Below are 21,785 nucleotides of genomic sequence, written 5' to 3'. Positions count from 1 at the left end.
AGGGATGACAGAGATGACCGAGAATTTCACGGCGCCGGATCTGCGCAGGCTGCGGTACTTCCACGGCCAGTTGCTGGGAGCGCGCGACCTGCGGCGGGAGCAGGACTACTTCCGGGAGAAGCTGAAGCTGCGGATGCGGTGCCTCGCCGGGTACGGCGTGGCGCACGGATTGTTGATCCTGGGGGACGAGCCGCCGCACCCCCAGGCGACCGAGGAGCAGGCCGCACCCGGACAACCCCAGCCGGAGACCACACCTCACGGGAATCCGCGAGCGCGGATGCGGCTCACCGCGGGGCTCGGCGTCGACGCGCACGGCAACGAGATCGTCGTGCCGGCCGACCGGGAGATCGACCTCTGGCGGGAGCTCCCGCCCGAGGAGCGGCACGCCGAGCACCCGCCCCGCACGATCTGGATCGGCGTCGAATACGCCGAGGAGGCCGTCGAGCCGACCCGAACGGTCTTCACCTCGGCCTGCGGCGACTCGTCGGACTGCGAGTACGGCTGGACCCGGGAGACCTACCGGGTGCGGGTCACCGGACTTCGCCCCGAGCCGGACCGCCGCTGCGACTCGTGCGGCGAGCCGGACGACCACTCGGCCGCGGGCGGCGCCAACCCCGTGCTGTGGCTGGCCCGCATCGACGACCTGGACTGGCGCGGAGGCATCGGACCGGAGGAGATCCACATGTGTATCCGGCGACTGTTCGGCCGGCGCGTACCCACCGTGATCACCGGAATCAGCTGGCGGCACGGGCACACCTACTCCGTGACCGAGGCCCAGGAGATCCTCGGCACGTTCGATCACGACGGCGGGCTGCGGGTGCGGTTCTCCGACGAGATCCGTACGTCGAGCCTGCGCGACGGCGTCATCGACATCCAGGTGATCGAGGGTGGCAGCGGCCGCAACGCGACCTCGTGGTGGATGGGCGGCAGGTTCGAGGACTGCGAGGACATCGAGTTCACCCGCGAGATCCGCTACCGGCAGCGGACGCGGGAGACCCTGCAGGAGTACGACCGGGTGCTCATCACGATCCGCACTGCCTTCGTGCTCGACCGCTGCTGCCGGCCCGTCGACGGCACCCACGTGGGCGGCAAGGTCCCGCTGATCGGCGAGCATCACCACCACCAGCACGGACACGGGCAGGGCGACTGCCGGGTGCCGCCGTCCGGGATCGGGCCGTGGACCTCGGGCAGCGGCGCGGGCGGGGACGTCTTCGAGAGCTGGTTCTTCGTCGCGGGAAGTGAGTCATGAGCAGCACCACCACGGATTGCGGCTGCTCCCCGGCGACGGAGGCGGCCGGCGGGCTGACGCTCCCCCGCTTCTTCGCCGGGCAGTTGCTGACCGAGGACGACCTGACCGCGCTCACCACGTACGTGACCGCGAAAAGCCGCCTGCACAACCGGATGCTGCACGGGTCGGGTGCGGTCTGCGGGCTCGACGTGGTGTGCGACCCGTGCGGTTCGGACACCGTCACCGTCAAGCCCGGCTACGCCCTGGACACGTGCGGCAACGACATCGTGGTGGACCGGGCCGAGCGCCTCGGCGTCGCCGGTCTGGTGCGCGACATGCGTCGCGGCCTGCTCGGTACCGACTGCGGCGACCCGTGCGACAGCGACGACGACCTCCGCGACTACGGCCTCTGCGTCCGCTACGCCGAGAAGCCGGCCGAACCCATCGCGGCCTACCCCACCGGCGACTCCTGCGGCGGCGAGTGCACGCCGTCGCGGACCGTCGAGTCGCACCGCTTCCTCCTCGCCCCGTTCGAGTGGGACGCGCCCGCGGCCAACCCGGGCACGCGGCTGGTGAAGTGCCTGGGTGACCCGGTCAGGTTCCACGAGATCCGGACCCGCTCACGCCGGCTCGGCCTCTACGCGACACCACTGTGGGACGCGGCCACCAACGCCGATCGGCCCTCGTTCGGCGAGGACGACGCCGCCCGATTCGCCGGCAACCTCGACGACCTGGCCGGGATGGGCGACGACGTGCCCGACGCCGACACCGCCCACCTGATGACCGAGCGACTGCGCGCGCTGGCCGCCTCGGTGGCCCGGTACGACCTGGCCGGCACGCCCGACAAGAATGTCGAAGACCGGCTCGGCGAGGCCCGGCAGGCCATCGTCACGGCAGCGGCGGCCCTCCAGCAGTCGAGCGAGGACGAGAACGTCTGGGCCGACCCGGTGGACCGCTCGACCGTGGCCGCGCTGCTGACCGAGGCGGTGAGCCGGTGCGGCCCGGAGGCCCCCGAGGGCTGGGACCTCGAACGCCGGATGCTGGTGTGGGGCACGCCGTTGCGCCCGGTGCTCCGGGCCGAGTTGCTGGCCGACCTGCGCCGCATCCGGGAGTGGCTGACCGTACGGCTGGAGACCATCCCCGACCGCGGCGACTGCGGCCTGCCCGCCGACGTAGCGGCGGTCACCCTGCCGGCCGGCACCGGCAACGACACCCCGGCCGACCAGGCCGGGCTACGCGCGCTCGCCTCGGCGGCCCGCCGCCTGACCGCGGCCGTCCGCCGGCTGCTGGCCGACTGCACGAGCCGCAGCCTGATCCCGCCGTGCCCGTCCGGCACCGAATCGGCCGTGTTGCTTGCCCGGCTTACCCTGCGCGGCTGCGCGGTGGTGCGGATCTGCACCGCGGTCCGGCCGGTCCCGGACCCGGCCGGTGACCCGCGGCTCCGCGTGGCGCGGCGACTCGCGGTCGCGGTCTGCACGGCGCCGCCCGAGGAGCCCGGCCCGCCCGCGTACGTGCAGGACCTGCTCGACCCGGGCCCGTGGGACGACCTCCAACAGCTGCTCGGTCTCCTGATGGAGATGTACGAAGAGGTCAGCGGGGGGCGGTCGTGACCCGCCCGCTCTTCGCCGAGGGGCAGATCCTCGCGGCGGCCGACCTCACCGCGGCCGTCGACCACGCGCGCGCCCAGCTGGCCCGGCACGCGCGGTACGCCCACGAGTGGGGCATCGCCGAGGGCCTCGACCTCACGACCGCCGGCAAGACCGACCCGGACACCGGCGACACGTACGTCGAGGTGACCCTGAAGCCCGGGGTGGCGTACGACGGGACCGGCCGCGAGGTGATCGTGCCGGCGGCGGTGGTGCTGCAGGAGTCGCTCTTCGACGAGGTGAACGGCGCCGACCCGGCGACCACCGACCCGTACCCGGTCTTCCTCGCCGGTTTCGACGAGGAGAAGGCGGCCGGGTCGGTGGCCGACGTCTGCGGTCCGGCCTCGGGCGCCAACCGGGTGAACGAGACCTACCAGATCATCTTCGGCAAGCTCGGCGAGCAGCAGCAGACGCCCGAACCCCCGGCGGCCGGCGACGGCCCGGCCGACGGCACCGAGCCGTGGCCGATCCTGCTGGGTTACGTGATCTGGGACGGCCGGCACTTCACCCGGACGACCGACCACGACGCTCAGGGCCGCACCCCGCCGCGCACCGGCGTCCGGGCCGCCACCGTGGCCGCGCCGAAGGGCCGGCTCGACCTGCGCTCCCATCCGCTCGCCGAGGCCTCCGCCGTGGTGCGGATCGATGACAAGGACGGCCTGGTCTTCGGCACGGCCGGCGCCGCGGGCAACGTGACCAGCCTGTTCTCGGTCTCCCCGGACGGCAACGTGTCGGTACGCGGCACGCTGAACGAGGCCCCGCGCCGCGGTGACGTGGTGGTCGACTCGGGCGTGGTCAGCGACGGTGTCATCCTTCCGCTGCCCGCCGGCGTCGACCCCGAGCGGGTGGCCGACGCGGGCGTGGTGCTGCACGTCCAGCTGCGGCCGCAACCGTCGGCCGAGGCCGGTTCGGGCGAGGGCATCTGGGTCGACTCGACGATCGAATGCTTCGTCGACGCCGACCGGCGCGTGCACTCCCGGGTCCGCGCGATCCGGCTCGACGTCGACCCGGTCGAGCACCGGGACGGCTCGGTGCCGGCCGACTATCTGCTGCTCGCGGTGACCGCGGAACCGACCGGGCCGGTCGTCGCCGGAGGGGAGTCGTCGTGAGCGCCACGGCCGTCTACTGCACCCTCACCGGGCACATCCTGGCTGCCATCGACCGCGCCGGGAAGCAGGCCGGACCGGTCCCGGTCGACCGGCTCGTCGGCCCGGCCCTGCCCGTCCGGCGGCGCACCGAGAGCGGCGACACCGGCCCGATCGAGGTGGCGGTGCCGGTCGATCAACTCGGCACGGCGGCCGTCGACAGCGTCCCGAATTTATTGACAAACCCCTTCCAGTACGCGGTCGGCAGTGGTCGCACGCCCACGACGCTCAGCCCGTGGGGCACCGATGCCTCGCCGACGGTGCTGACGACGACCTCGGTGACGGTCACTCTGGAGCGCACATCCCGGGGCGCGGCGACCCCGGTCGTGGTCGTGCTGGCCGGTCCGGACGGAGTTGTCACGCTCAACGGCCAGGTCTTCTCGGGCCGGAAGGCGGTCACGATCGGGGTGGGGTTGCGGCTGGGGCAGTCGCACGCGGTGCTCACCCTGGCCGCCGGCTGGCAGGCGCGGGCCGACGTGCTGCCGGTGAGGGCGCCGGCGTGACCGAGACCGAAATCGTCGTGGAGCGGTGCGTGATGCGCATCGTCCGCCGGGGCGGGTGGAGCTGGGGTCCCGATCCCCGCGCCCTGCCGGCCCGGCTGGCCGAGGCACTGCCCGGGCTGCTGGCCGGCCGGTTCGCGGCCGAGCTGGCAGGCGCCGAGGACGTCGACATCACCGAGCCGGTCCGCGTGGTCGTCCCGGTCCCGGCCGGAGCGTTCGTCCGCGGGAGACTCGACCTGGACGAGGTGGCGACGGCCGAGTTCCGGTCCGGTCTCGACGCGCCCGGTCCGCACGACCCGGGCGCCGGCCCACGGCTGATGACCGAGATCTCCGGCGGAGACGGAGGGCCGGTCCCGTTCGGCGAGGCGACCCCCATCGCCACGCCGGCCGGGCTTACCGTCTCGGCGGCGGTTCGGCTGGCTCGGCTGCTCGCGGCCATGCAGCGGGAAGGACGGCTTGCCGATCTGCTCGCGACCCTCCCCGTCGAGACGTTGCGTATGTATTCGACGGCCCTGATCGGCGCCGATGACCTCCTCCGCCAGGTGACAGTCACACCCGAGCTCCGCGGTCCGAAGGGGGCGACGGCGGCGCCGAACCGGACCGCCCGGCCGCCGGAACGACGCCGTACCGAAGAGGGGCCGCCCGCCGGCGAGCGCCGCGCGGCCTCCACCACAACCGACGAGGATGCCGAGCCGGCCGTCGCCGGATCCGTCACGCACCCAGCGACGGTTCCCGGCAACGACGCTCCCCTGAGTCCGGGATTGTCCGGTGAGTCGGAAGCCGCGCGACTTCGCGACGAGGTCGCCGCCGCGGCGGTCGGCGAAGACGAGCGGGCGCTCGCCGCGATCCCGCCTTCGGCGGCCCCGGCGCGGGAGACCGAGGCGGGCGGCGGCGTTGCCACCGTCCGGTCCAGGGGGGTGGTCGAGGTGCGGTCGGCTCTTCCCTTCCTGGTCGCGGCCGCGCTGTCGCGCATCGGGGCGCTCGACCGAATCGGGATCGCGCTGGATGCTGCCGGGCTGGACGCGAGGGAGACCGCCGCCTTCGCTACGGCGCTCGCCTACAAGACTCTGGGGCCGGTCGAAAGGGGCTGGCGACGGCCGCCCACCGACCGGCATGACGCCGCCGCCTTTGCCGGGTGCGACGCGGAAGAACCCGAGCCGGATCTGGCCGGACTCGCTCGACGCGCCGCTTCGGCGCTACCGATGGTCGACGCGCTGCTCTCGGCGACGGTCGCCGCCGGACATGAGCCGGGGCGCCCGCTGCTTCTCCGGGCGGTCACCGACGGCCTTCTCCTCGTCGAGGCGGACGGGCTCTTCCCCCTCGCCCAGGTGCCGGACGTGGCCGCGCTGCTCCCGCACTGGCGCTCGGCCGGATGCCCGCTCGTGCTCACCGACGGCCTCGATCCGCGGAGAACCCGGGAGCTCGCGGCTTCCGGCGTACCTCTGTGTCAAGCGCAACCACCCACCCGCGGTGAGCGATGGGTGCGTCTTCCCGGACCGGGACGCCTCTGGGCGACCGACCGGTCGGCCGCGCCGCCATCCGACCTCGACCCGACACGTCTCGGTGCGGCGCTGGACAACCAGATCGCGGACGCCGAGGCCCGCACCGCCGTGCCGCACGACGGAGGCCCGGCGCTCGAACGCACGGTGACGCTCGCGGCCGGGATCGGGCTCGCCTCGATCTCGTGGCTGCTGTGGCGCGACCGCGAACCCACCGACGCGCCGCTGGCCGTCGAGCGGTTCGGCGACCTCAGCGCCATGATCGCCTTCACCCGGGACACCGTGCACGTCCGGCTCCCGCTCGGCCGGCGGCACGCCGACCTCGACCACCACGGGCTGCTCGCCGACCTGCCGGAGGCGTTCTGGCTGGGCGGGCGCGTGGTCAGCTTCAGTGGAGGGTAAGCCATGTCCGATCTCGCCCTCGCCCACCTGCGGCTCCGGCTGCGGCCGTTGCACCGCGCGCTGCGGGCCGCCGCCGAGCGCCGCTCCGCCCTGGCCGCGCGACTGGACCGGCCCGACCTGACCGCCTACTGCGTGACCGAGGAGCAAGTCCGGCTGCTGCTCGATGTGGTGGACACCCCGGTCGGCCCGGCCTCGCTTCCGCCGGTCGTGGACGCCGAGGAGCAGGCGTTACGCCGCACCGCCGCCGCGGCCGGGAGCACGCTGCCGCTGGACGCGCTCGCGGCCCGGCTGCGGCTCAGCCGGGACGAGCAGGACCTGCTGACGCTCGTGGCCGCACCCGAGATCGACGCGGCCTACGAGCGGATCTTCGCGTACGTGGTCGACGACCTGAACCGTCGACGCCCCAGCGGCGAGCTGATCGGCACGGTGCTCGGACGGCCGTCCGTCCGGCTGTGCCACGAGGCCTCCACCCTGCGCCGCTTCGGGATCGTCGAGGCCGTCCCGGGCGAGGGAACATTGCCGGCGACCGATTTCCGGCTCGGCCCGGGCGTGCTCGACCTGCTGCTCGGCTGGACGGCCGAGGTGGGCCTGATCGCTCACGACCCCGACGAGATCGCCGTGCCGGCCGGCTTCGTCCCACCGCCCAACTGCCCGGCCTCCGAGACCGCCCGGCTGGCCGCGGGAATCGTGTCGGGCCGCCTCGATCTGGTCGGCATGTGGGGAGCCGCGAGCACGCAGCGGGACGCCGCCCTGGCCCTGGCCGTCGCGACCGGCCGTCCGCTGCGGACGATCACCGATCCCCTGCCGGGCCTGCGCACGGCGGCCGCCCTCAACGCGATCGTCTGGGTGCCGACCGACGACGACGTGCCAGGTCCGGCCGTGGTCGAGGCCCTGAGCCGCACCCGGGTGCCGGCCATCGTGAGCGGCACCATGCCGTGGCGGCCCGTGCGCCTGCTGATGAACCGCTCCTACGCCGAGGTCGTCGTCCCCGCACCCGACCACCGGCAGCGTCGCGCCGCCTGGTCGGCCGCGCTGCCCCAGCTCGGCGACGACGCGGTGACCGAGCTGGCCGTGCGGTTCCGGATGAGTGGCGACGAGCTGCGCGCGGTGGCCGCGGTGGCCGAGACCGGGGCGCGCTTCGCCGGGAACGGCCGCCCCGACCGGATCGACCGCCATCTGCCGTCCGCCCTGGCCACCGTCACCCGCGGGCGCACCAGCGGCTATGCGCGCGCGACGACGCCCCGGCGGACCCCCGACGACCTGATCCTGCCGCCCGAGCAGCTGCGCCGGGTGCTCGAGATCGGGTCGGCCTTCCAGGCGTGGCCGCGCGTCGCCGAGACGTGGGGCTTCGGGCGGCGCAGCTCGGACGCCGGCGTGAAGGCGCTGTTCACCGGCGAGCCCGGCACCGGCAAGACGCTGAGTGCCGAGGTGCTGGCCGGGATGCTCGGGCTCGACCTCCTGAAGATCGACCTGTCGCAGATCGTCTCCAAGTGGATCGGCGAGACCGAGAAGAACCTGGAGTCCGTGTTCCGGCTGGCCGAGGAGAGCCAGGCGGTGATGTTCTTCGACGAGGCGGACGCGCTGTTCGGCAAGCGCGGGGACGTCCGGCACGGCACCGACCGGTACGCCAACCTGGAGGTCGGCTATCTGCTGCAGCGTCTCGAGGCCAGCGACGCGCTGGTGATCCTGGCCAGCAACCTCCAGGAGAACATCGACGTCGCCTTCACCCGCCGCTTCCATTTCGTGGTCAACTTCGCCCGCCCCGGCCGCGCCGAACGCCGGCGCCTGTGGCGGCGCGCGTTCCCGCCCGAGGCCCCGCTCGCGGCGGATGTCGACGTCGAGGCGCTTGCCCGCCTGGACATGACGGGCGCCGCGATCGTCTCGGCCGCCCGCAGCGCCGCGCTGGCCGCGGCCGACGGTCCCGGCCGCGACATCACGATGCGGGACGTGGTGGGCGGTGTGGCGCGGCAGTTCCAGCGCGAGGCCCGGCTGTTGCGCCCGGGCGACCTGGGCGCCTACGCATCCCTGCTGGACAACCACGCCCGGCGGGAGGCCTGACCGATGCCCGCCCCGGCGAAGGCCCGCCTCCCCAAGCCTTCCCCGCGTCCGGCCGCGGCGCGGGCGGCCGGCCCGGGACGCTCGCCGGCCGCTTCGAGCACGGGGAGCCGGACCGCACGGCCGCCGGGCGGCAATGCCGCCGCGGCGTCGCTTCTCTCCGGTCAGGCAGCGGGGGTGCCCACGCTGGCCATGCTTTCCCGGAGCGCACAGCCGCCCGGGACCACATCCGGTCCGAGGCCGGCGGGCGGCGCGCCCCTCGTGCGTGCCGCCACGTCGAGCCCGACGACCGCGCCGGCCTCGGGCAGCTCGACGGGCCGCACGGCACTGTCCGCCCCCAGCGCCGCGGCCTCTCTCGCCTCGGGCGCAGCGAGCCCGACACCCGCAACCGCACCGGCCGCACCCGCGGGGAACGCGACCGCGCCGCCCATGGCAAGCGCGACGCCAACGCCGGGGACAAGCGCGATGGCCACGCCCACAACGGGCGCGGCGGCGACGGCCGGAGGCTCGTCGACCGCGGCCAGCGCTGCCGCAGCGTCGAGCGCGCCCGCTACCGCGCCGGGTGCCCCGGCCGCGGCGTCGAGCGCGCCCGCTGCCACGCCGGCTGCGCCGGCGGCCGCGTCGAGTTCGCCCGCGGCGGCGGGCGAGCAGTCGGGGACCGGGGTGGCGGCCGCGCCGGCTGTGCGGCGAGGGCCCGGGAACGACCCGAAGTTTGTGGCGCTGGCTCACGACGTACACAAGAAAAAGAAAGCAGTGGCGAGCAGTCACCCACCGGCGAAGGCGGAAGCCGCCGCCGCGGGCGCGGCCGCACGGCAACCGGCCGATCACCGGGAGGCCGAGGGCAAGGTGGCGCAGGCCGGGCACATGGATGCCGCGAAGCCGCAGGAGTTCGACAAGGCGGCGTTCATCTCGGCCGTCGAGACCGCGGTGGCCAAGCAGGCGCCGAAGAACCTGGCGGAGGCCGACGAGTTCGGGGACTCGGGAAAGGCCGACGCGGTCAAGGCGGACGTCCAGGGGCAGGTGAAGGGGGGCAAGCAGGCCGCCGCCGGGGAGATCGCCGGCACCACGGCCGCGGCGCCGGACACCTCGCACGTCGTCGACAAGTCCGTCGTACCTCTGAAGGCGGACCAACCGCCCGGCGTGCCCGGGCGTCCCAACCCCAGCCAGGCGATTCCCGACCCCGCGCCGGCCGCCGCCACCGACTTCTCCGGTGGGCCCCGGGCCATCGACCAGCAGATGGCCTCGGCTCAGGTCACCGAGACGCAGCTGGCCAGGTCGAACGAGCCACAGTTCACAGCCGCTCTCGGCGAGCGGGAGAAGGCCGCGCGGCATTCGGAGACGGCGCCCGGGAAGGTCCGCGCGAGCGAGCATGCGACATTGGCCGGCGCCCAGGCGGACGCCGGCGCGATCGGCGCGCAAGGCATGGCCGCGCTGGCCGCCGACCGGGTCGCGGCGGGACAGCAGGTGGCCGCGGGCAAGGGCCGGGCGCAGACCGCCGACGAGGCCAGGCAGGCCGCGGTGACGGCGACGCTGCACCGGGTCTTCGACGCCACCAGGGCCGACGTCGAGAAGATCCTCGCCGATCTCGACGGCAAGGTGGACACCGAGTTCACGGCGCGGGAGAAGGTGACCCGCGACTGGTTCACCGGCGAGCACAAGAAGAAGATGGAGGAGTACAAGGACCGGCGGTACAGCGGGGCGATCGGGCTCTACCGCTGGGGCCGCGACAAGCTCCTCGGGCTCCCGGCCGAGGCCGACCAGATCTTCCAGCGGGCCCGCGAGGGCTACGTGACCCGCATGCGCGACGTCATCTCGGCCGTCGCCGACCTCATCGCGGGCGAGTTGGGCCGGGCCAAACAGCGGATCGCCCAGGGGCGTACGCAACTGCAGGAGGCCATCGACGCCCTGCCCGCCGATCAGAAGGAGCTCGGACGGCAGGCCGCGGCCGAGTTCGCGAGCCGTTTCGACGACCTCCAGCAGTCGGTGGACGACAAGGGCACCGAGCTGGTCGACACGCTGGCGTCGAAGTACAACGAGGCGCTCAAGGCCGTCGACGACGAGATCAAGGCCGAGCGGGAGAAGAACAAGGGCCTGGTCGCCAAGGCGATCGACGCGGTCAAGGGCGTCATCAAGACGATCATCGAGCTCAAGAACCTGCTGCTCGGCGTCCTGCGCAAGGCCGCGCAGGCGATCATGCTGATCCTGGGCGACCCGATCGGGTTCCTGCGCAACCTGGTGTCCGCGGTCGGCGCGGGGCTGAAGCTGTTCCTCGGCAACATCGGCAAGCACCTCATCGAGGGCCTGCTCGGCTGGCTGACCGGCGCGGCGGCCGAGGCTGGGCTCCAGCTCCCGGCCAAGTGGGACGCCAAGGGTGTGCTGCTGATGCTGGCGTCCTTGCTGGGCTTGACGATCGAGGCGATCCGGGCTCGCATCATGCGCAAGCTGCCGAAGCCGATGGTGACCGCGATCGGGTATCTGGAGCGGGCGGTTCCGCTGTTCACCCGGATCGCCAAGGAGGGCATCGCCGGTCTCTGGGAGGAGATCAAGGAGCGGGTCGGCGATCTCAGGAAGAACCTGTTCGACAACATCGCCGACTTCATCATCCCGACGGTCATCGAGGCCGGCATCACCTGGATCCTGTCGCTGCTCAACCCGGCGTCGGCCTTCGTCCGAGCGGTCAAGCTGATCATCGACATCGTCCGCTTCGTGGTCGAGCGAGGCCGCCAGATCGTCGAGTTCGTCAACGCGGTCCTGGACGCGGTGATCTCCATAGCCCAGGGCGGCACCGGCGGCGTCCCCGCGCTGATCGAGAAGGCGCTGGCCCGCTCGATCCCGGTGCTGATCGGCGTGCTGGCCTCGATCCTGGGACTGGGCGGCATCCCGGGCCGGGTGAAGAAGTTCTTCGAGAAGGTGGCGGCCATGGTCGGCCGGGCCCTGGACTGGGTGATCGACAAGATCGTCGCGCTGATGAAGAAGCTCTGGAACAAGATCAAGAGCGTTTTCCGCCGCGACGGCAAGGACGGCAAGGGTGCGGAGGGCACCCCCGCCAAGGGCCCCGGGATGGATCCGATCAAGGACACCGTCTCGATGAGCGGCCAGGCGCACGAACTGGAGCTGGCCGCCGACGGCGAGTTCACCATCGCCAGCGTGTCCGGCCGGGTCGTCGACAAGATCCGCGGCATGGTCGTCGTGCTGAAACCGGACCCGGCCAACGCCGACCAGGTCAAGGCACTCGAGCACATCAACCGGTACGCCGTCCGAGCCACGAACGCGGCGATGGAGGTCAAGGCGGAGTCCGCCAAGGCAGCCAAGGATCAGGACGCGGCGGCGCTCAAGGCGGCCCGGAAGACGGCGAAGGACAACTTCGGGTGGGCCAAGCAGGCGATCGCGGAGTACGGCAGTAAGTACGATGCGTCGGACCTCACGGCGGCCGCGAAGTGGAGCAAACCTCTGGAGGGGGCTCTGCGGACGCTGAAGGACGCCGCGGCCGGGCAGTTCCGGTCGCGCGGCCTCACCGACAATCAGACCTACGACATCGTCCGGGGCTACCGCACCGAGCACACGAAGGCCGGTCCCGAGCCGGACAAGGACTCCGGCAACGAGAAACAGGCGCCGTGGTACGTCCGCTTCTACTGGCATCAGGGCACCCAGATCGACACGACGTTCAAGCTTCTGGCCGAGGTCGACAAGGAGCGCATCAAGAGCCGCGCCAAGATCTCCCCGCGCGGCCTGCCCAAGGGCACCAAGATGCCCGATGTCTACAAACCAGGCCAATGGTGGGCCGACGTCACCACCTACAACGCGTGGACCGATCACATCGCCAGCTACGCCGGCACCTACGGGGTCGAGGCTCTGGGTCTGCTATACCAGCCCCAGAGCTGGGAAGAGTACAAGTCCGCGAGAAAGGCCGACCTGATGGCGGCCGAGAAGGTCATCGACAAGGAGCTCGGCACGAAGGGGAAGCAGAATGCCTGAGACTGTTCCGGACCAGCCGGGCGTCGCCGAGGCGTTCGCGCGCCTGCTCACCGGCCGGCCGGTGGGTTCGGTGCGGCCGACCACGAACGGCCGGGTCGATCTGCGCGACGTCACCGCCCCGCGGCCCGAAGATGTCGCCGCCCTCCTCCCCGCCGAGCAGGCTGCCGACGTGGCGGAGGGACTTCTCTTCGAAAACGTACGGGTCGAGGGCGTCGACTTCTCCGGTGCCCGGCTGGACGAGGTCGGGTTCATCGACGCGCAGCTGGAGAACTGCCGGTTCGACCGCTGCGTCCTGACCGATTTCGTGCTGCTGGGCGTCGCCGTGACCGGCTGCTCCTTCGACGGTGCCGACTTGCGCCGATCCGGCCTGGGCGGCTGGTCCGACAGCGGATGGACGCGTTTCTCGAAGACGAGCTTCCGGGGCGCTGACATGCGCCACACCGGCTGCGTCGCGGCCTCGTTCACCGATGTGGACTTCTCGCACGCCCGGCTCGAGGATGTCGATTTCATGGCGGTGAGCTTCGTCCGCTGCACCTTCGCCGGGCCGTTGCGGCGGGTCATCTTCCAGGAGCCGCTGCCCGGCCTTCACGGACCCGACGTGAACCCGATGGAGGAGATCGACTTCAGCGGCGCCGCGCTCCACTTCGTGGAGTTCCGGAAGCTGGAACTCGACCGGGTGCGGTTCCCGGAGGGCAACGAGCATGTCGTTGTCCACCACTATCCCTGTGTGCTCCAACGGGCATCGCGCGAGCTCGGCCTGGACGATCCGCTCGGCGCGGTGGCGGCCAACCAGCTCCGGTGGGCTCACCCGCGCCGCAAGGTCGGGATCTGGCACCGCGACCAGCTCGGCGAGACGGAGGCGGAGCGCGACGAGGCCGCCGCGAGGCTGCTGGCGTGGGACGAAGAATGCGCGCGCGAGCTGTGACCGCCGGTCAACCCGCTTCTTTTGTGGCCCAGACGATCACGTTGTCGCGGTAGGAGCCCAGGCGGTGGTTGAATGAGCCGCCGCAGGTGATCAGGCGCAGTTCGGGATCGGTGACCGGGCCGTAGACCTGGGCGGTGGGAAAAGCATTCTTCGGGTACGCCGCGGCGCGCGAGACCGCGAAATGCGCCACGATCCCGTCGGCGCGGGTGATCGCGATGTCGTCGCCGGGTTTCAGCGCGCCCAGGCGGTAGAAGACCGCGGCGCCGTCCCGGGCCGAGTCGACGTGGCCGACCAGGATCGCCGCGCCCGGCTCGCCGGGCGTGGGGGAATTCCGGTACCAGCCGGCCGGCGCATCGCCGGAGAGCGGCGGCACCTGCAGCGTGCCGTCCGCGTTCAGGCCGAGCTCGATCAGGCGGGTGTGCACGCCGATAGCCGGAATGTCGAGCCGGGTCGGGACGGGCCGGGAAAGCGTTGCGGGCGAACGGTCCGGCCCGGGCGCAACGCGACCCCCGGGCGAAGACCCAGCCGTCCCCGCGACCCCGGGGCCGGCGAGCGGAGTGCCGCCCGGGGGTTGGGGTGGGGTGGGCGGAACACGTACCCCGGCACCGACAAGAAGGCCGCCGGTCAGTGCCAGCACGGCCGCCAGTGCCACCACTGCCGGCCGCACGTCAGCTCTTGGCAGGTGGCCGGGTGGCGACGACCGCCACGCCCATCGCGGCCAGCATGCTCAGCGCGCCCAGGACGATCAGACCATCGTTGCCGCCGCCGGCCGTGCTGCCACCGCCGGCTTCCACCCCACCGCTCGGCGGCGGCGTGGTCGGCCGGGTCGTGGGCCTGGTGGTCGGCGGCGTCGTGGGCCGAGTCGTCGGCGGCGTGGTGGTCGGCTGAGTGGTGGGCGGTGTTGTCGGTGGTGTCGTCGGCGGTGTCGTCGTGGGCGCAGTGGTCGGCGAGGACGGGTAGCTGGACGACGGCTGGCCCACCGGGGTGCCGTCGCCGTTTCCGCAGAATGCGAGCAACAAAATGATCAAAAGGAGAAGAAGAAGCAGGAGCGAGATCAAAATCGCCAGCCTGCGCCGCCGTGGACGCCCCCCGGTTCCTGGTGCGATTTCCGACATCGGTCCGCCTTCCGCAGCATCGATTGTCGCGGCGAACCGCCGCGATCGATGAATGCTACGAATATCGCACCGGAATTGTTGTCGTCTACGCGACCACACCATTCTCATCGGCTGGGCGGGGTGGGGCGGTCAGATCTCCGAACGCGGCGATCGGCCGGCGGCACACAGGTTGCCGCGGTTGTCAGGTCAGGTAGTCGACAGTCCCGGCGTCGCTTCCCTCGCCGGCGCCGCCGTCTGCCTTGGGCTCGGGCTCACGGCCGCCGGCTACGCACGAACGGGGATCGGTCGGCCTGCCGCGGGCGGTTCAGCTGACCACGACGCGGACCTGGAAGCCCTGGATGGCGTGGCAGGTGACCGTCCCGGACGGGCAGGCGGGCCGGGAGGACGTGATGGTGGTCTTGCCCGCGCTGACCGCCTTGAACGTGGTGGCGCCGGCGGGCGAGAGGATCGCGCCGTCGGACGTGGGCTTCTTCCAGCCGGTGCCGGACAGGTGCAGGGTGAGCCGGCCGCCGGCGGTCACGCAGACCACGCCGCCGTTGTCGGAGTCGGTGATGGTCACCGAGCTGGCCGGGGGCGTGCAGCCGTGCGGTGCGGGGCCCGAGGTGCGGGGTGCGGCCGGCGGGAGGCTCGCGGGCGGGGCGGCGGCCGAGGGCTGAGCCGCGGCGCCGTTCCTGGCCGAGCTGTCCGCGCCGCCGGCGCCCGACGAGGGGATCCCGGAGCACCTGCGCGAGGTCGTCCGGCAGCAGCTCGACGACCTGCCGGACGACACCCGGGAACTGCTGCGGCGCCTCGCGACGGGTCCGGTGGTCGTACCGGCGGAGCGGCTCACCCCGGATCTGGAGCCGGCCCGGTTGCTGGCCGCGCTCGAACCGGCCATTCAACGCCGGATCGTGGACGACACGGCGGCCGGATTTCGTTTCCGCTATCCGCCGTTCCGCGAGGTGCTCGTGGCCGACCTCGGCCCGACCCGGCGCCGCCTGTTACGCGGCGCCGTCTCGATGATGACGATGACGCGATACCTCGGCCGGGCCAGACTGACCTGATCTGCCGCACAGCTGACGGTAACCGGGTCGTCACTACCGGCTTCGTGCCATCACAGTGGACGGTCCGCTCACCGGGCCGCCGCCATCGCTAGCGTCCCCGACACACGATCACCCTCAGTCGAAGGGACACCATCAGTGCGTACGCCCAGAGTCATCGCCGGCGTGGTACTCGCCGGCCTCGCGGCGGCCATGGCCGTGGCCTCGCCCGCGCTCGCGGACACCGGGACCGGCAGCCTCTCCGGCTCGGTCCGGGACACCCGTGGTGCGGTCATGGCCGGCACCGAGATCCTCGTCTACCCGCTCACGCCCGCCGGCGGCTCCGTCGCCGAGACCCACACCGACGCCGCCGGACGCTTCCGGGTCACCGGCCTGGAGGCGGCCGGCTACAAGATCTACATCGGCCTCGGCGGCTGGTACGAGTACGCCCCGGGCCGCACCGACAGCTTCGACGCGGCGCGGACGTACGCGGTCGTCGCCGGCCGGAACACGGTGGCCAACAGCGTCGTGACGGCCGCGAGCACCATCAGGGGCACGGTCCTCGCCGCCTCCGGCGGGCCGGCGGCCGGCGTCACGGTCACCGCCGAGAACGACGAGCACGCGGCCGCCTGGTCCGCCACGACGGCGGCCGACGGCACGTACACCATGCGGGTCGCCCCGGACCGCTACTACGTCATCCGCTTCACCGACGGCCACTTCGAGCAGTTCGCACCGGGCACCCTCGACCGGGCACAGGCCCGGCAGTACCCGGTCCGGTCCGGCCGGACGCTGCGGGTCAGCGAGCGCCTGCTGCCGGCCGCGTCGCTCACCGGCCGCCTCGTCGACGCCGCGGGGGCGCCGGTCGCGGACGCTGCGGTGCACCTGGTCACCACGAGCGCGCAGGACTTCGCGGCCGCCACGGACGCGGACGGCCGGTACCGGCTCGACAAGCTGGCGCCGGGCGCGGTCAAGGTGTATTTCCGGCTGGCCGACGGGCGCGTGCAGTGGGCATACCGGAAGCTGTCGTACGAGGAGGCCGACGAGGTCACGCTGGCGCTCGGCACCGTCACGACGGTGAACGACCAGCTGCTGCCGAGCTGACGGTCCCCGAAACAGCCCCGGAGCGATCCGGGGCTGCTTCCGGTCCAGGCCGCCGAACCGGAGGGCCCGAAGCCTCAACCGCGGGGGGGACGCGGTCGATAGGGGCCCCGTGAAGCGTACGGGCCTGCGGTGGATTTCGTTCCTCTTCGCGGCACTGGGTGTCTTGACGGCGGTGCTCGGCACGGCCGTCGCGGCGTCGCGGGCGTCGACCGAGCGGGCGCAACTCGACCGGAACCTGGTCACCGCGGCCGGCGAGAAGGCGGCACTGGTCGACACCGAGCTGGAGCGGATGCGCGCGCTGGCCCGGGTGACCTCGCGGATCCCGCCGTTCTCCGAGTTCTACGCCGACGCCGGCTCCCAGGCGGCGGCGATCGCGGCGGTCGCCGGCCCGGGCCGGGAGATCAACAACGCGCTCATGTACCTGTGGCAGCTCTACCCCGACCGGATCGTCGAGGCCGGCTACGTCGACGTCGACGGCGCCGAGAACGCCCGGGTGGTCGACGGCAAGCCGGTACCGGCCGCCCGGCTGTCGCACGACGTACGATCATGGCCGTCCTACTGGCAGGGCATCGGCACGCCGGTCGACAGCGCGTTGATCAGCGAACCGTTCCGGTCGCCGACCGCGGACGTCCCGGTGGTCGCGGTGACCGTGCCGGTTGCGGTCGACGGGCGCGTACGGGCGTACATCGAGCTGGAATTGTCGACCGCCGCCCTGGGCCGGGTCCTCGCCGCCGACCGCGACTCCGCCCTGGCACTGCAGGTCGGGCTGGTCGACGGTACGGCGGTGACCAGTGCCGGACCGCACGTCCCGGCGCTCCCCACGACCGCGGGCGCCGGCCTGGTCACCGCTCGCCACTGGCGGTACGCCGTCCGCGAGGTCCCGGACGCACCGGGCTGGTACGTCGTCGCGGCGGCACGCCCCCGCTCGACCGTCCAGCTGGCCGTCCAACCCACCCAGGCGGCGCTGCTCGGCCTGGCCGTCCTGATGCTCGCGGCGGCGCTGGTCGGCTTCCGCCGGTACCGGAAATCCGCGGCCCAGGAATTCGCCGCCGAGCAGCAGGCCCGCGCCGAGGCCGAGCAGCGGTCCCGGGTCGACGCGCTGACCGGGCTGTTCAACCGCCGGCACGCGATGGAGACCATCGAGCACGAGCTGGCCCGGGGATCGACCGGGCCCGGCCTCGGCGTGCTCATGGTCGACGTCGACCACTTCAAGCGGGTCAACGACCGGTATGGGCACAGCGGCGGCGACACGGTCCTGGTGGCGGTGGCCGAGCGGCTGCGCACCGGCGTACGGGAATGGGACGTCGTCGCCCGTATCGGCGGCGAGGAGTTCTGCGTGGTGGCGCCCGGCCTCGACCACGAGGGGGCGCTGGCCGAGCTGGGCGAGCGGCTACGCCTGGCGATCGCCGAACGGCCGGTCACCCTGCCCGGTGGCGCGCTCGTGCCGGTGACGATCTCGATCGGCGCGGCCATGGTCGCGCACGACGACGGCTCCGCCGAGCACGCCCTGGACTTCGCCGACCGGGCGCTCTACTCCGCCAAGCGGCAGGGCCGCAACCGGCTGCGTACCTTCTCCCAGCTGGGCAGCGCCGACCTGCGCGCCGAGCAGCCCGAGTGCCTGCACATCGCGGAGGCCCTGGCGATCAGCAGCGACCTGCGCGAGGGCAATCTCGGCGCGCACAGCCGCCAGGTGGCCGACCTGTCCGCCGCGGTCGCCCGCCGGCTCGGCCTCGCCGACGAGGACGTCCTGCGGGTCCAGCTCGGCGGCTGGCTGCACGACGTCGGCAAGATCGCCGTCCCGGACGCCGTCCTCGTCAAGCCCGGCCCGCTGACCGACGCCGAGCGGTGCACCGTGGGCACGCACTCGGCGGTCGGCGCCGACCTGCTGCGGCACTTCCCGGAGCTGGCGCCGGCCTGCGCCGCGGTACGCCACCACCACGAGCGCTTCGACGGCACCGGCTACCCCGACGGCCTCGCCGGCGACCAGATCCCGCTCGACGCCCGCATCGTGGCCGCCGCCGACGCCTACTCCGCGATGACCGCCGACCGCCCGTACCGCTCGCCACGCACCACCGCCGAAGCCATCGGCGAGTTGCGCGACTCCGCCGGCACCCAGCTGGACCCCGTGGTGGTGGCCGCCCTCGTGGAGGAGCTCGAGGCCAATCCCGCCACGCCCGCACCGCACCGGGCTACCGTCTGACCACGTCGCGGTTGTGGGACCGCACCTGGCCCGGAACGGCGCCCCGCTCCTCGGTGCCGTAGCTGATGACCCGCCGGGGCCGGACCCGGATGATCGGGTCGCCGCTGCCGTAGGCCGAGTCGGACGGCTTCTCGATCGCCTCGGCGGTGCCCCGGATCTCCAGGCAGCGCACCTTCCACGGGCTCAGTGACGGCACGTCGTCGACGACGAACGCTACCTGCCCGTTCGCCGCGACGTTGCGGTACTTGCGGCTCGAGGTCAGGTTGTGGCCGCCGATGTCGATCGTGCCGAGGGCACGGTTGTAGCGGAACCCGACCGGGCTGTTCTGCAGGGTGCCGTCGGGGCGCAGCGTGGCCAGGCGGCCCAGGGGCTGCTCGTCGAGGTAGGCGATCTCAGACGGTGTGAAGGTCATTTCCACAGGCTGCAAGTTAAACCTGGCTCGAAGTCAAGGGGCACGGAACGGACTTCGGCTCAAGGCAGGTGCGGACCGGTTCCACGGGCGTCCAGGAATCGGCGGGCCGCCTCGGTACGGGTGGCGGCGCCGAGTTTCGCGAGGATCCGGGACACATGCACGCCGGCCGTGTTGCTGCTGATGAACAGCTCCGCGGCGATCTGCCGGTTGCTCCGGCCCTCGGCGACCAGGTGCAGAACTTCCACCTCGCGCGCGGTCAGCCCGAGGATGGCCGGCCGGCCGGGCGCCGGTCGCGGCGCCCCGCCCTGGCACAGCGACAGCTCGTACGGCTGAGCGAGCGCACGCCAGCCACGCGCGGCGGCCTCCCGATCGCCGCGAGCCATGGCCCGGTACGCCTCGTCCACCGGCCCGACCACCGCGATGTCCGGCACCTCGGCCGGACCGGGCGCCCCCGCCTTCGCGGCCACCAGGGCCCACGCCTCGTGTGGGTACGCGGCCAAGCCGTCGGCCAGCCCGGCGTAGATCTCCCCGGCCCGGTCCGGAGCGAGCCGGATGTCCAGCGCGCCCAGCCTGATCCGGTACCGCCGGACGGCCGGGCCGTCGCCGAGCAGCCGGCGGGCACAGTCGGCGTCGGCCGCGGCGGCCGCCCGGTCACCCCGCGCGAGGTGGATCTCGCCGCGGCTGATGCGCAGCGCGGCCTGGCTGAGCCGCGGCCGGTCCGGCTCGCCGAGGGCCTCGTCGATCAGATCGAGAGCTTGCGCCCACTCGCCCAGGGCGGTCAGCGCCTGTACCCACTTGACGACCAGGACCGGCGCGCGTTTCTCGTACTGGAACGTCTCGTGGGCGGTGCGCAGGCCGGCCTGGACGACCTCGACGGCGGTCCGGTAGGCGCCCATGCTCACGTGCAGCGCCGACTCCCAGACGGCGACGTCGATCATCGTCAGCGGATCCGCGGTCGCCCGGGCCGCCGCGAAGTGCCGGGCCGCGGCCGTCGGGTCGCCCTCCGCGGCCAGGCCGAGATACGCGTGGGCGCGGGCCAGCAGCGACGGGCTGCCGACCTGCTCGGCCACCTCGAGCGCGGCCGCGGCGTACCGCCCGCCGGGTCCGAGGTCGCCGGCGAAGATGCAGCCGATCGCCAGCGCGGCGAGCACGTCACCACGCAGTGGCGACGCCTCGGGCAGCAGCCGCAGCGCCCGATGCAGTTCGTCCCGGCCGTCGCCGTGACCCAGACTCTTGAGCACCGCCTGGCGGTAGTACCGCCGGGGATCCGGCGCCGCCGCCAGAGCCTCGGCCGACCAGCGCAGGCCCGCGGCAACCGCGTTCGTGGCGAGGCCGGCCTCCGCCGCGTGATCCAGGACGGTCAGCCGGTCCAGCCCGGCTTTGTCGTCGACCTGCGCCCACAGCTCCAGCACCCGTTCCAGCAGGTGCAGCCGTACGTGCTCGGCGCCCGGTCCGGTCCGCAGCGCGGCCTGCCAGGCCGAGCGCAACGCGCAGGCGTGTTCCCCGGCCGCGTAGGCGTGTGCCGCGAGTTGGGCGACGCGCTCCGGCATCGCCGACAACACGGCGGCGAACTGCCGGTGCAGGCCGGTTCTCTCGGCCGGCAACAGACGGTCGTAGACGGCCTGGCGGATCAGCGCGTGGCGGAACTCGTAGCCGGCGCCGGCTGCCACCAGCACCTGCCCGTCCACGAGCTCCCGCAGGGCCCGGTGCAGCGAGAATTCGGGCAGCTCGGCGACGGCCGCCAGGACGTCGTGCTCGACGGTCGTGCCGGCGACCGCGGCCAGGGCCAGCACCCGGCTGCCGTCGGCGGTCAATTCCGGCAGCCCGGCCACCAGCAGCTCGAGCAGCTCGGCCGGATTGTCCTCGGGCGCGTCGCCGAGCGCCTCGATGAACAGCGGGTTGCCCTGGCTGCGCTGGAAGACCCGGGTGACCAGGGTCGGCTCCGGCTCGCGGCCCAGCAGCGCGGCGAGCTGCCGCCCGGTTTCGTGCCGGCTCAGCGGCGCCGGGGTGAGCACGCGGACCGCCGGCAGCCGGGACAGCTCGGCCACCACCTGGCGGAGCCGGCCGCCGGGCGACCGGAAGGTGGCGACCAGCAGAACGCCCTCGGCGTCGAGGTTCGCCACCAGGAACGCCAGCAGGTGCAGGCTGGACGGATCCGCCCAGTGCAGGTCCTCCAGCACCACCACGAGCGGCCGCTCCGCGGCGGCCCGTTCCACGGCGGTCAGCACCTGCCCGAAGTCGGCCGGCGAAACGATCGACAGCTCCCGCAGCGGCAACAGGAACGGCGCGTACGCCACGGTGTCGTTCCCGAACTGCACGCACCGGCCGGTCAGCACCCGCGGCCGCGGACCGAGCCGGGAGACGAACTCGTCGACCAGACGGGACTTGCCGATGCCGGCCGCGCCGCAGATCAGTGCCGTGTGGACGGCCGGGTCCTGGTAGGCCTCCCGCAGCGCCTGAAGTTCGGGGCCGCGGCCGACGAACGTGGCGCTGCGCCGGAAGATGCTCACGGTCCAGGATAACGAATTCTCATGATTCGCGACCCGGCTCTTTACCAGCAGGA

Annotated in this window: 17 protein-coding genes; 12 read left to right on the top strand and 5 right to left on the bottom strand. The window is 73.1% G+C overall.

All coding sequences use genetic code 11. The features are described 5' to 3' along the window. The first annotated feature begins 13 nt into the window (after nt 1–13). Genes IH26_RS0103785 through IH26_RS0103760 form a run of 6 tightly spaced genes read left to right on the top strand, consistent with a single transcriptional unit; the run spans nt 14 to nt 8,478 of the window. Nucleotides 14–1,249 (top strand): hypothetical protein, encoded by a 1,236-nt coding sequence (locus IH26_RS0103785; protein ID WP_034213440.1) that lies wholly within the window; start codon nt 14–16, stop codon nt 1,247–1,249. Then, nucleotides 1,246–2,838, top strand: coding sequence for a hypothetical protein (locus IH26_RS55440; protein WP_051807428.1), 1,593 nt, complete (start codon nt 1,246–1,248; stop codon nt 2,836–2,838). The genes IH26_RS0103785 and IH26_RS55440 overlap by 4 nt, the downstream gene beginning before the upstream one ends. Next, entirely contained in the window at nt 2,835–3,983 is a 1,149-nt protein-coding gene (locus IH26_RS0103775) for a hypothetical protein (protein ID WP_030434680.1), read from the top strand. Before IH26_RS55440 ends, IH26_RS0103775 begins: the two co-directional genes overlap by 4 nt. Further along, nucleotides 3,980–4,522, top strand: a complete 543-nt coding sequence (locus IH26_RS0103770; RefSeq protein ID WP_030434679.1) for a hypothetical protein — start codon at nt 3,980–3,982, stop codon at nt 4,520–4,522. Before IH26_RS0103775 ends, IH26_RS0103770 begins: the two co-directional genes overlap by 4 nt. Then, nucleotides 4,519–6,420, top strand: coding sequence for a hypothetical protein (locus IH26_RS0103765; RefSeq protein WP_051807427.1), 1,902 nt, complete (start codon nt 4,519–4,521; stop codon nt 6,418–6,420). Before IH26_RS0103770 ends, IH26_RS0103765 begins: the two co-directional genes overlap by 4 nt. Before the next feature lie 3 nt (nt 6,421–6,423). Then, nucleotides 6,424–8,478 carry an ATP-binding protein gene (locus tag IH26_RS0103760; RefSeq protein WP_030434677.1) on the top strand — a complete coding sequence of 685 codons (2,055 nt, stop codon included), beginning with the start codon at nt 6,424–6,426 and terminating at the stop codon, nt 8,476–8,478. A 161-nt stretch (nt 8,479–8,639) separates the two neighbouring features. Here IH26_RS0103760 and IH26_RS53080 read toward each other — a convergent pair whose 3' ends face one another. Then, complete coding sequence (locus IH26_RS53080; RefSeq protein ID WP_034213436.1) at nt 8,640–9,074, bottom strand: hypothetical protein; 435 nt, start codon at nt 9,072–9,074, stop codon at nt 8,640–8,642. A gap of 154 nt (nt 9,075–9,228) precedes the next feature. Here IH26_RS53080 and IH26_RS53075 point away from each other — a divergent pair, with 154 nt between their 5' ends. Further along, nucleotides 9,229–12,450 carry a phage tail protein gene (locus IH26_RS53075; protein ID WP_051807426.1) on the top strand — a complete coding sequence of 1,074 codons (3,222 nt, stop codon included), beginning with the start codon at nt 9,229–9,231 and terminating at the stop codon, nt 12,448–12,450. Then, complete coding sequence (locus IH26_RS0103750; RefSeq protein WP_030434675.1) at nt 12,443–13,375, top strand: pentapeptide repeat-containing protein; 933 nt, start codon at nt 12,443–12,445, stop codon at nt 13,373–13,375. Before IH26_RS53075 ends, IH26_RS0103750 begins: the two co-directional genes overlap by 8 nt. Nucleotides 13,376–13,382: 7 nt before the next feature. On the opposite strand, the gene IH26_RS0103745 is transcribed toward IH26_RS0103750, so the two are convergent. Then, nucleotides 13,383–14,012: a class F sortase gene (locus IH26_RS0103745; RefSeq protein WP_281179688.1), complete on the bottom strand. Its 630-nt coding sequence runs from the start codon at nt 14,010–14,012 to the stop codon at nt 13,383–13,385. 53 nt (nt 14,013–14,065) lie between these two features. On the opposite strand from IH26_RS0103745, the gene IH26_RS61970 reads away from it, so the two are divergent. After that, the gene (locus IH26_RS61970; protein ID WP_211268564.1) at nt 14,066–14,263 is read left to right on the top strand and encodes a hypothetical protein; all 198 of its coding nucleotides are present in this window, start codon (nt 14,066–14,068) and stop codon (nt 14,261–14,263) included. A 531-nt stretch (nt 14,264–14,794) separates the two neighbouring features. Here the strand turns inward: IH26_RS61970 and IH26_RS59450 are convergent. Further along, nucleotides 14,795–15,259, bottom strand: a complete 465-nt coding sequence (locus IH26_RS59450) for a hypothetical protein (protein ID WP_157437022.1) — start codon at nt 15,257–15,259, stop codon at nt 14,795–14,797. 34 nt (nt 15,260–15,293) lie between these two features. Between IH26_RS59450 and IH26_RS0103720 the strand changes: the two genes are divergently transcribed. The 3 genes from IH26_RS0103720 to IH26_RS55435 all read left to right on the top strand — a co-directional run bounded on the left by IH26_RS0103720 (nt 15,294) and on the right by IH26_RS55435 (nt 18,810). Then, nucleotides 15,294–15,533: a hypothetical protein gene (locus IH26_RS0103720; protein WP_030434672.1), complete on the top strand. Its 240-nt coding sequence runs from the start codon at nt 15,294–15,296 to the stop codon at nt 15,531–15,533. 135 nt (nt 15,534–15,668) lie between these two features. Continuing rightward, nucleotides 15,669–16,610, top strand: a complete 942-nt coding sequence (locus tag IH26_RS0103715; protein ID WP_157437021.1) for a carboxypeptidase-like regulatory domain-containing protein — start codon at nt 15,669–15,671, stop codon at nt 16,608–16,610. A 109-nt stretch (nt 16,611–16,719) separates the two neighbouring features. Next, entirely contained in the window at nt 16,720–18,810 is a 2,091-nt protein-coding gene (locus IH26_RS55435; protein WP_051807422.1) for a diguanylate cyclase, read from the top strand. On the opposite strand, the gene IH26_RS0103705 is transcribed toward IH26_RS55435, so the two are convergent. Together IH26_RS0103705 and IH26_RS0103700 are read right to left on the bottom strand one after the other, a co-directional pair. After that, nucleotides 18,800–19,222 (bottom strand): PPOX class F420-dependent oxidoreductase, encoded by a 423-nt coding sequence (locus IH26_RS0103705; protein WP_030434669.1) that lies wholly within the window; start codon nt 19,220–19,222, stop codon nt 18,800–18,802. The genes IH26_RS55435 and IH26_RS0103705 overlap by 11 nt on opposite strands. A 59-nt stretch (nt 19,223–19,281) precedes the next feature. After that, nucleotides 19,282–21,732 (bottom strand): ATP-binding protein, encoded by a 2,451-nt coding sequence (locus IH26_RS0103700; protein WP_169789710.1) that lies wholly within the window; start codon nt 21,730–21,732, stop codon nt 19,282–19,284. Nucleotides 21,733–21,785: the final 53 nt, after the last annotated feature.

The organism is Actinoplanes subtropicus, assembly GCF_000721705.1.
Classification (GTDB): domain Bacteria; phylum Actinomycetota; class Actinomycetes; order Mycobacteriales; family Micromonosporaceae; genus Actinoplanes; species Actinoplanes subtropicus.
The sequence above is the reverse complement of the archived record's forward strand: the minus strand, read 5'-3'. Positions and strand labels throughout refer to the sequence as shown.

Coding starts and splice junctions, on each gene's coding strand:
- IH26_RS0103785 (WP_034213440.1), top strand. CDS start 14: ATGACCGAGAATTTCACGGCGCCGGATCTGCGCAGGCTGCGGTACTTC.
- IH26_RS55440 (WP_051807428.1), top strand. CDS start 1,246: ATGAGCAGCACCACCACGGATTGCGGCTGCTCCCCGGCGACGGAGGCG.
- IH26_RS0103760 (WP_030434677.1), top strand. CDS start 6,424: ATGTCCGATCTCGCCCTCGCCCACCTGCGGCTCCGGCTGCGGCCGTTG.
- IH26_RS0103750 (WP_030434675.1), top strand. CDS start 12,443: ATGCCTGAGACTGTTCCGGACCAGCCGGGCGTCGCCGAGGCGTTCGCG.
- IH26_RS0103705 (WP_030434669.1), bottom strand. CDS start 19,222: ATGACCTTCACACCGTCTGAGATCGCCTACCTCGACGAGCAGCCCCTG.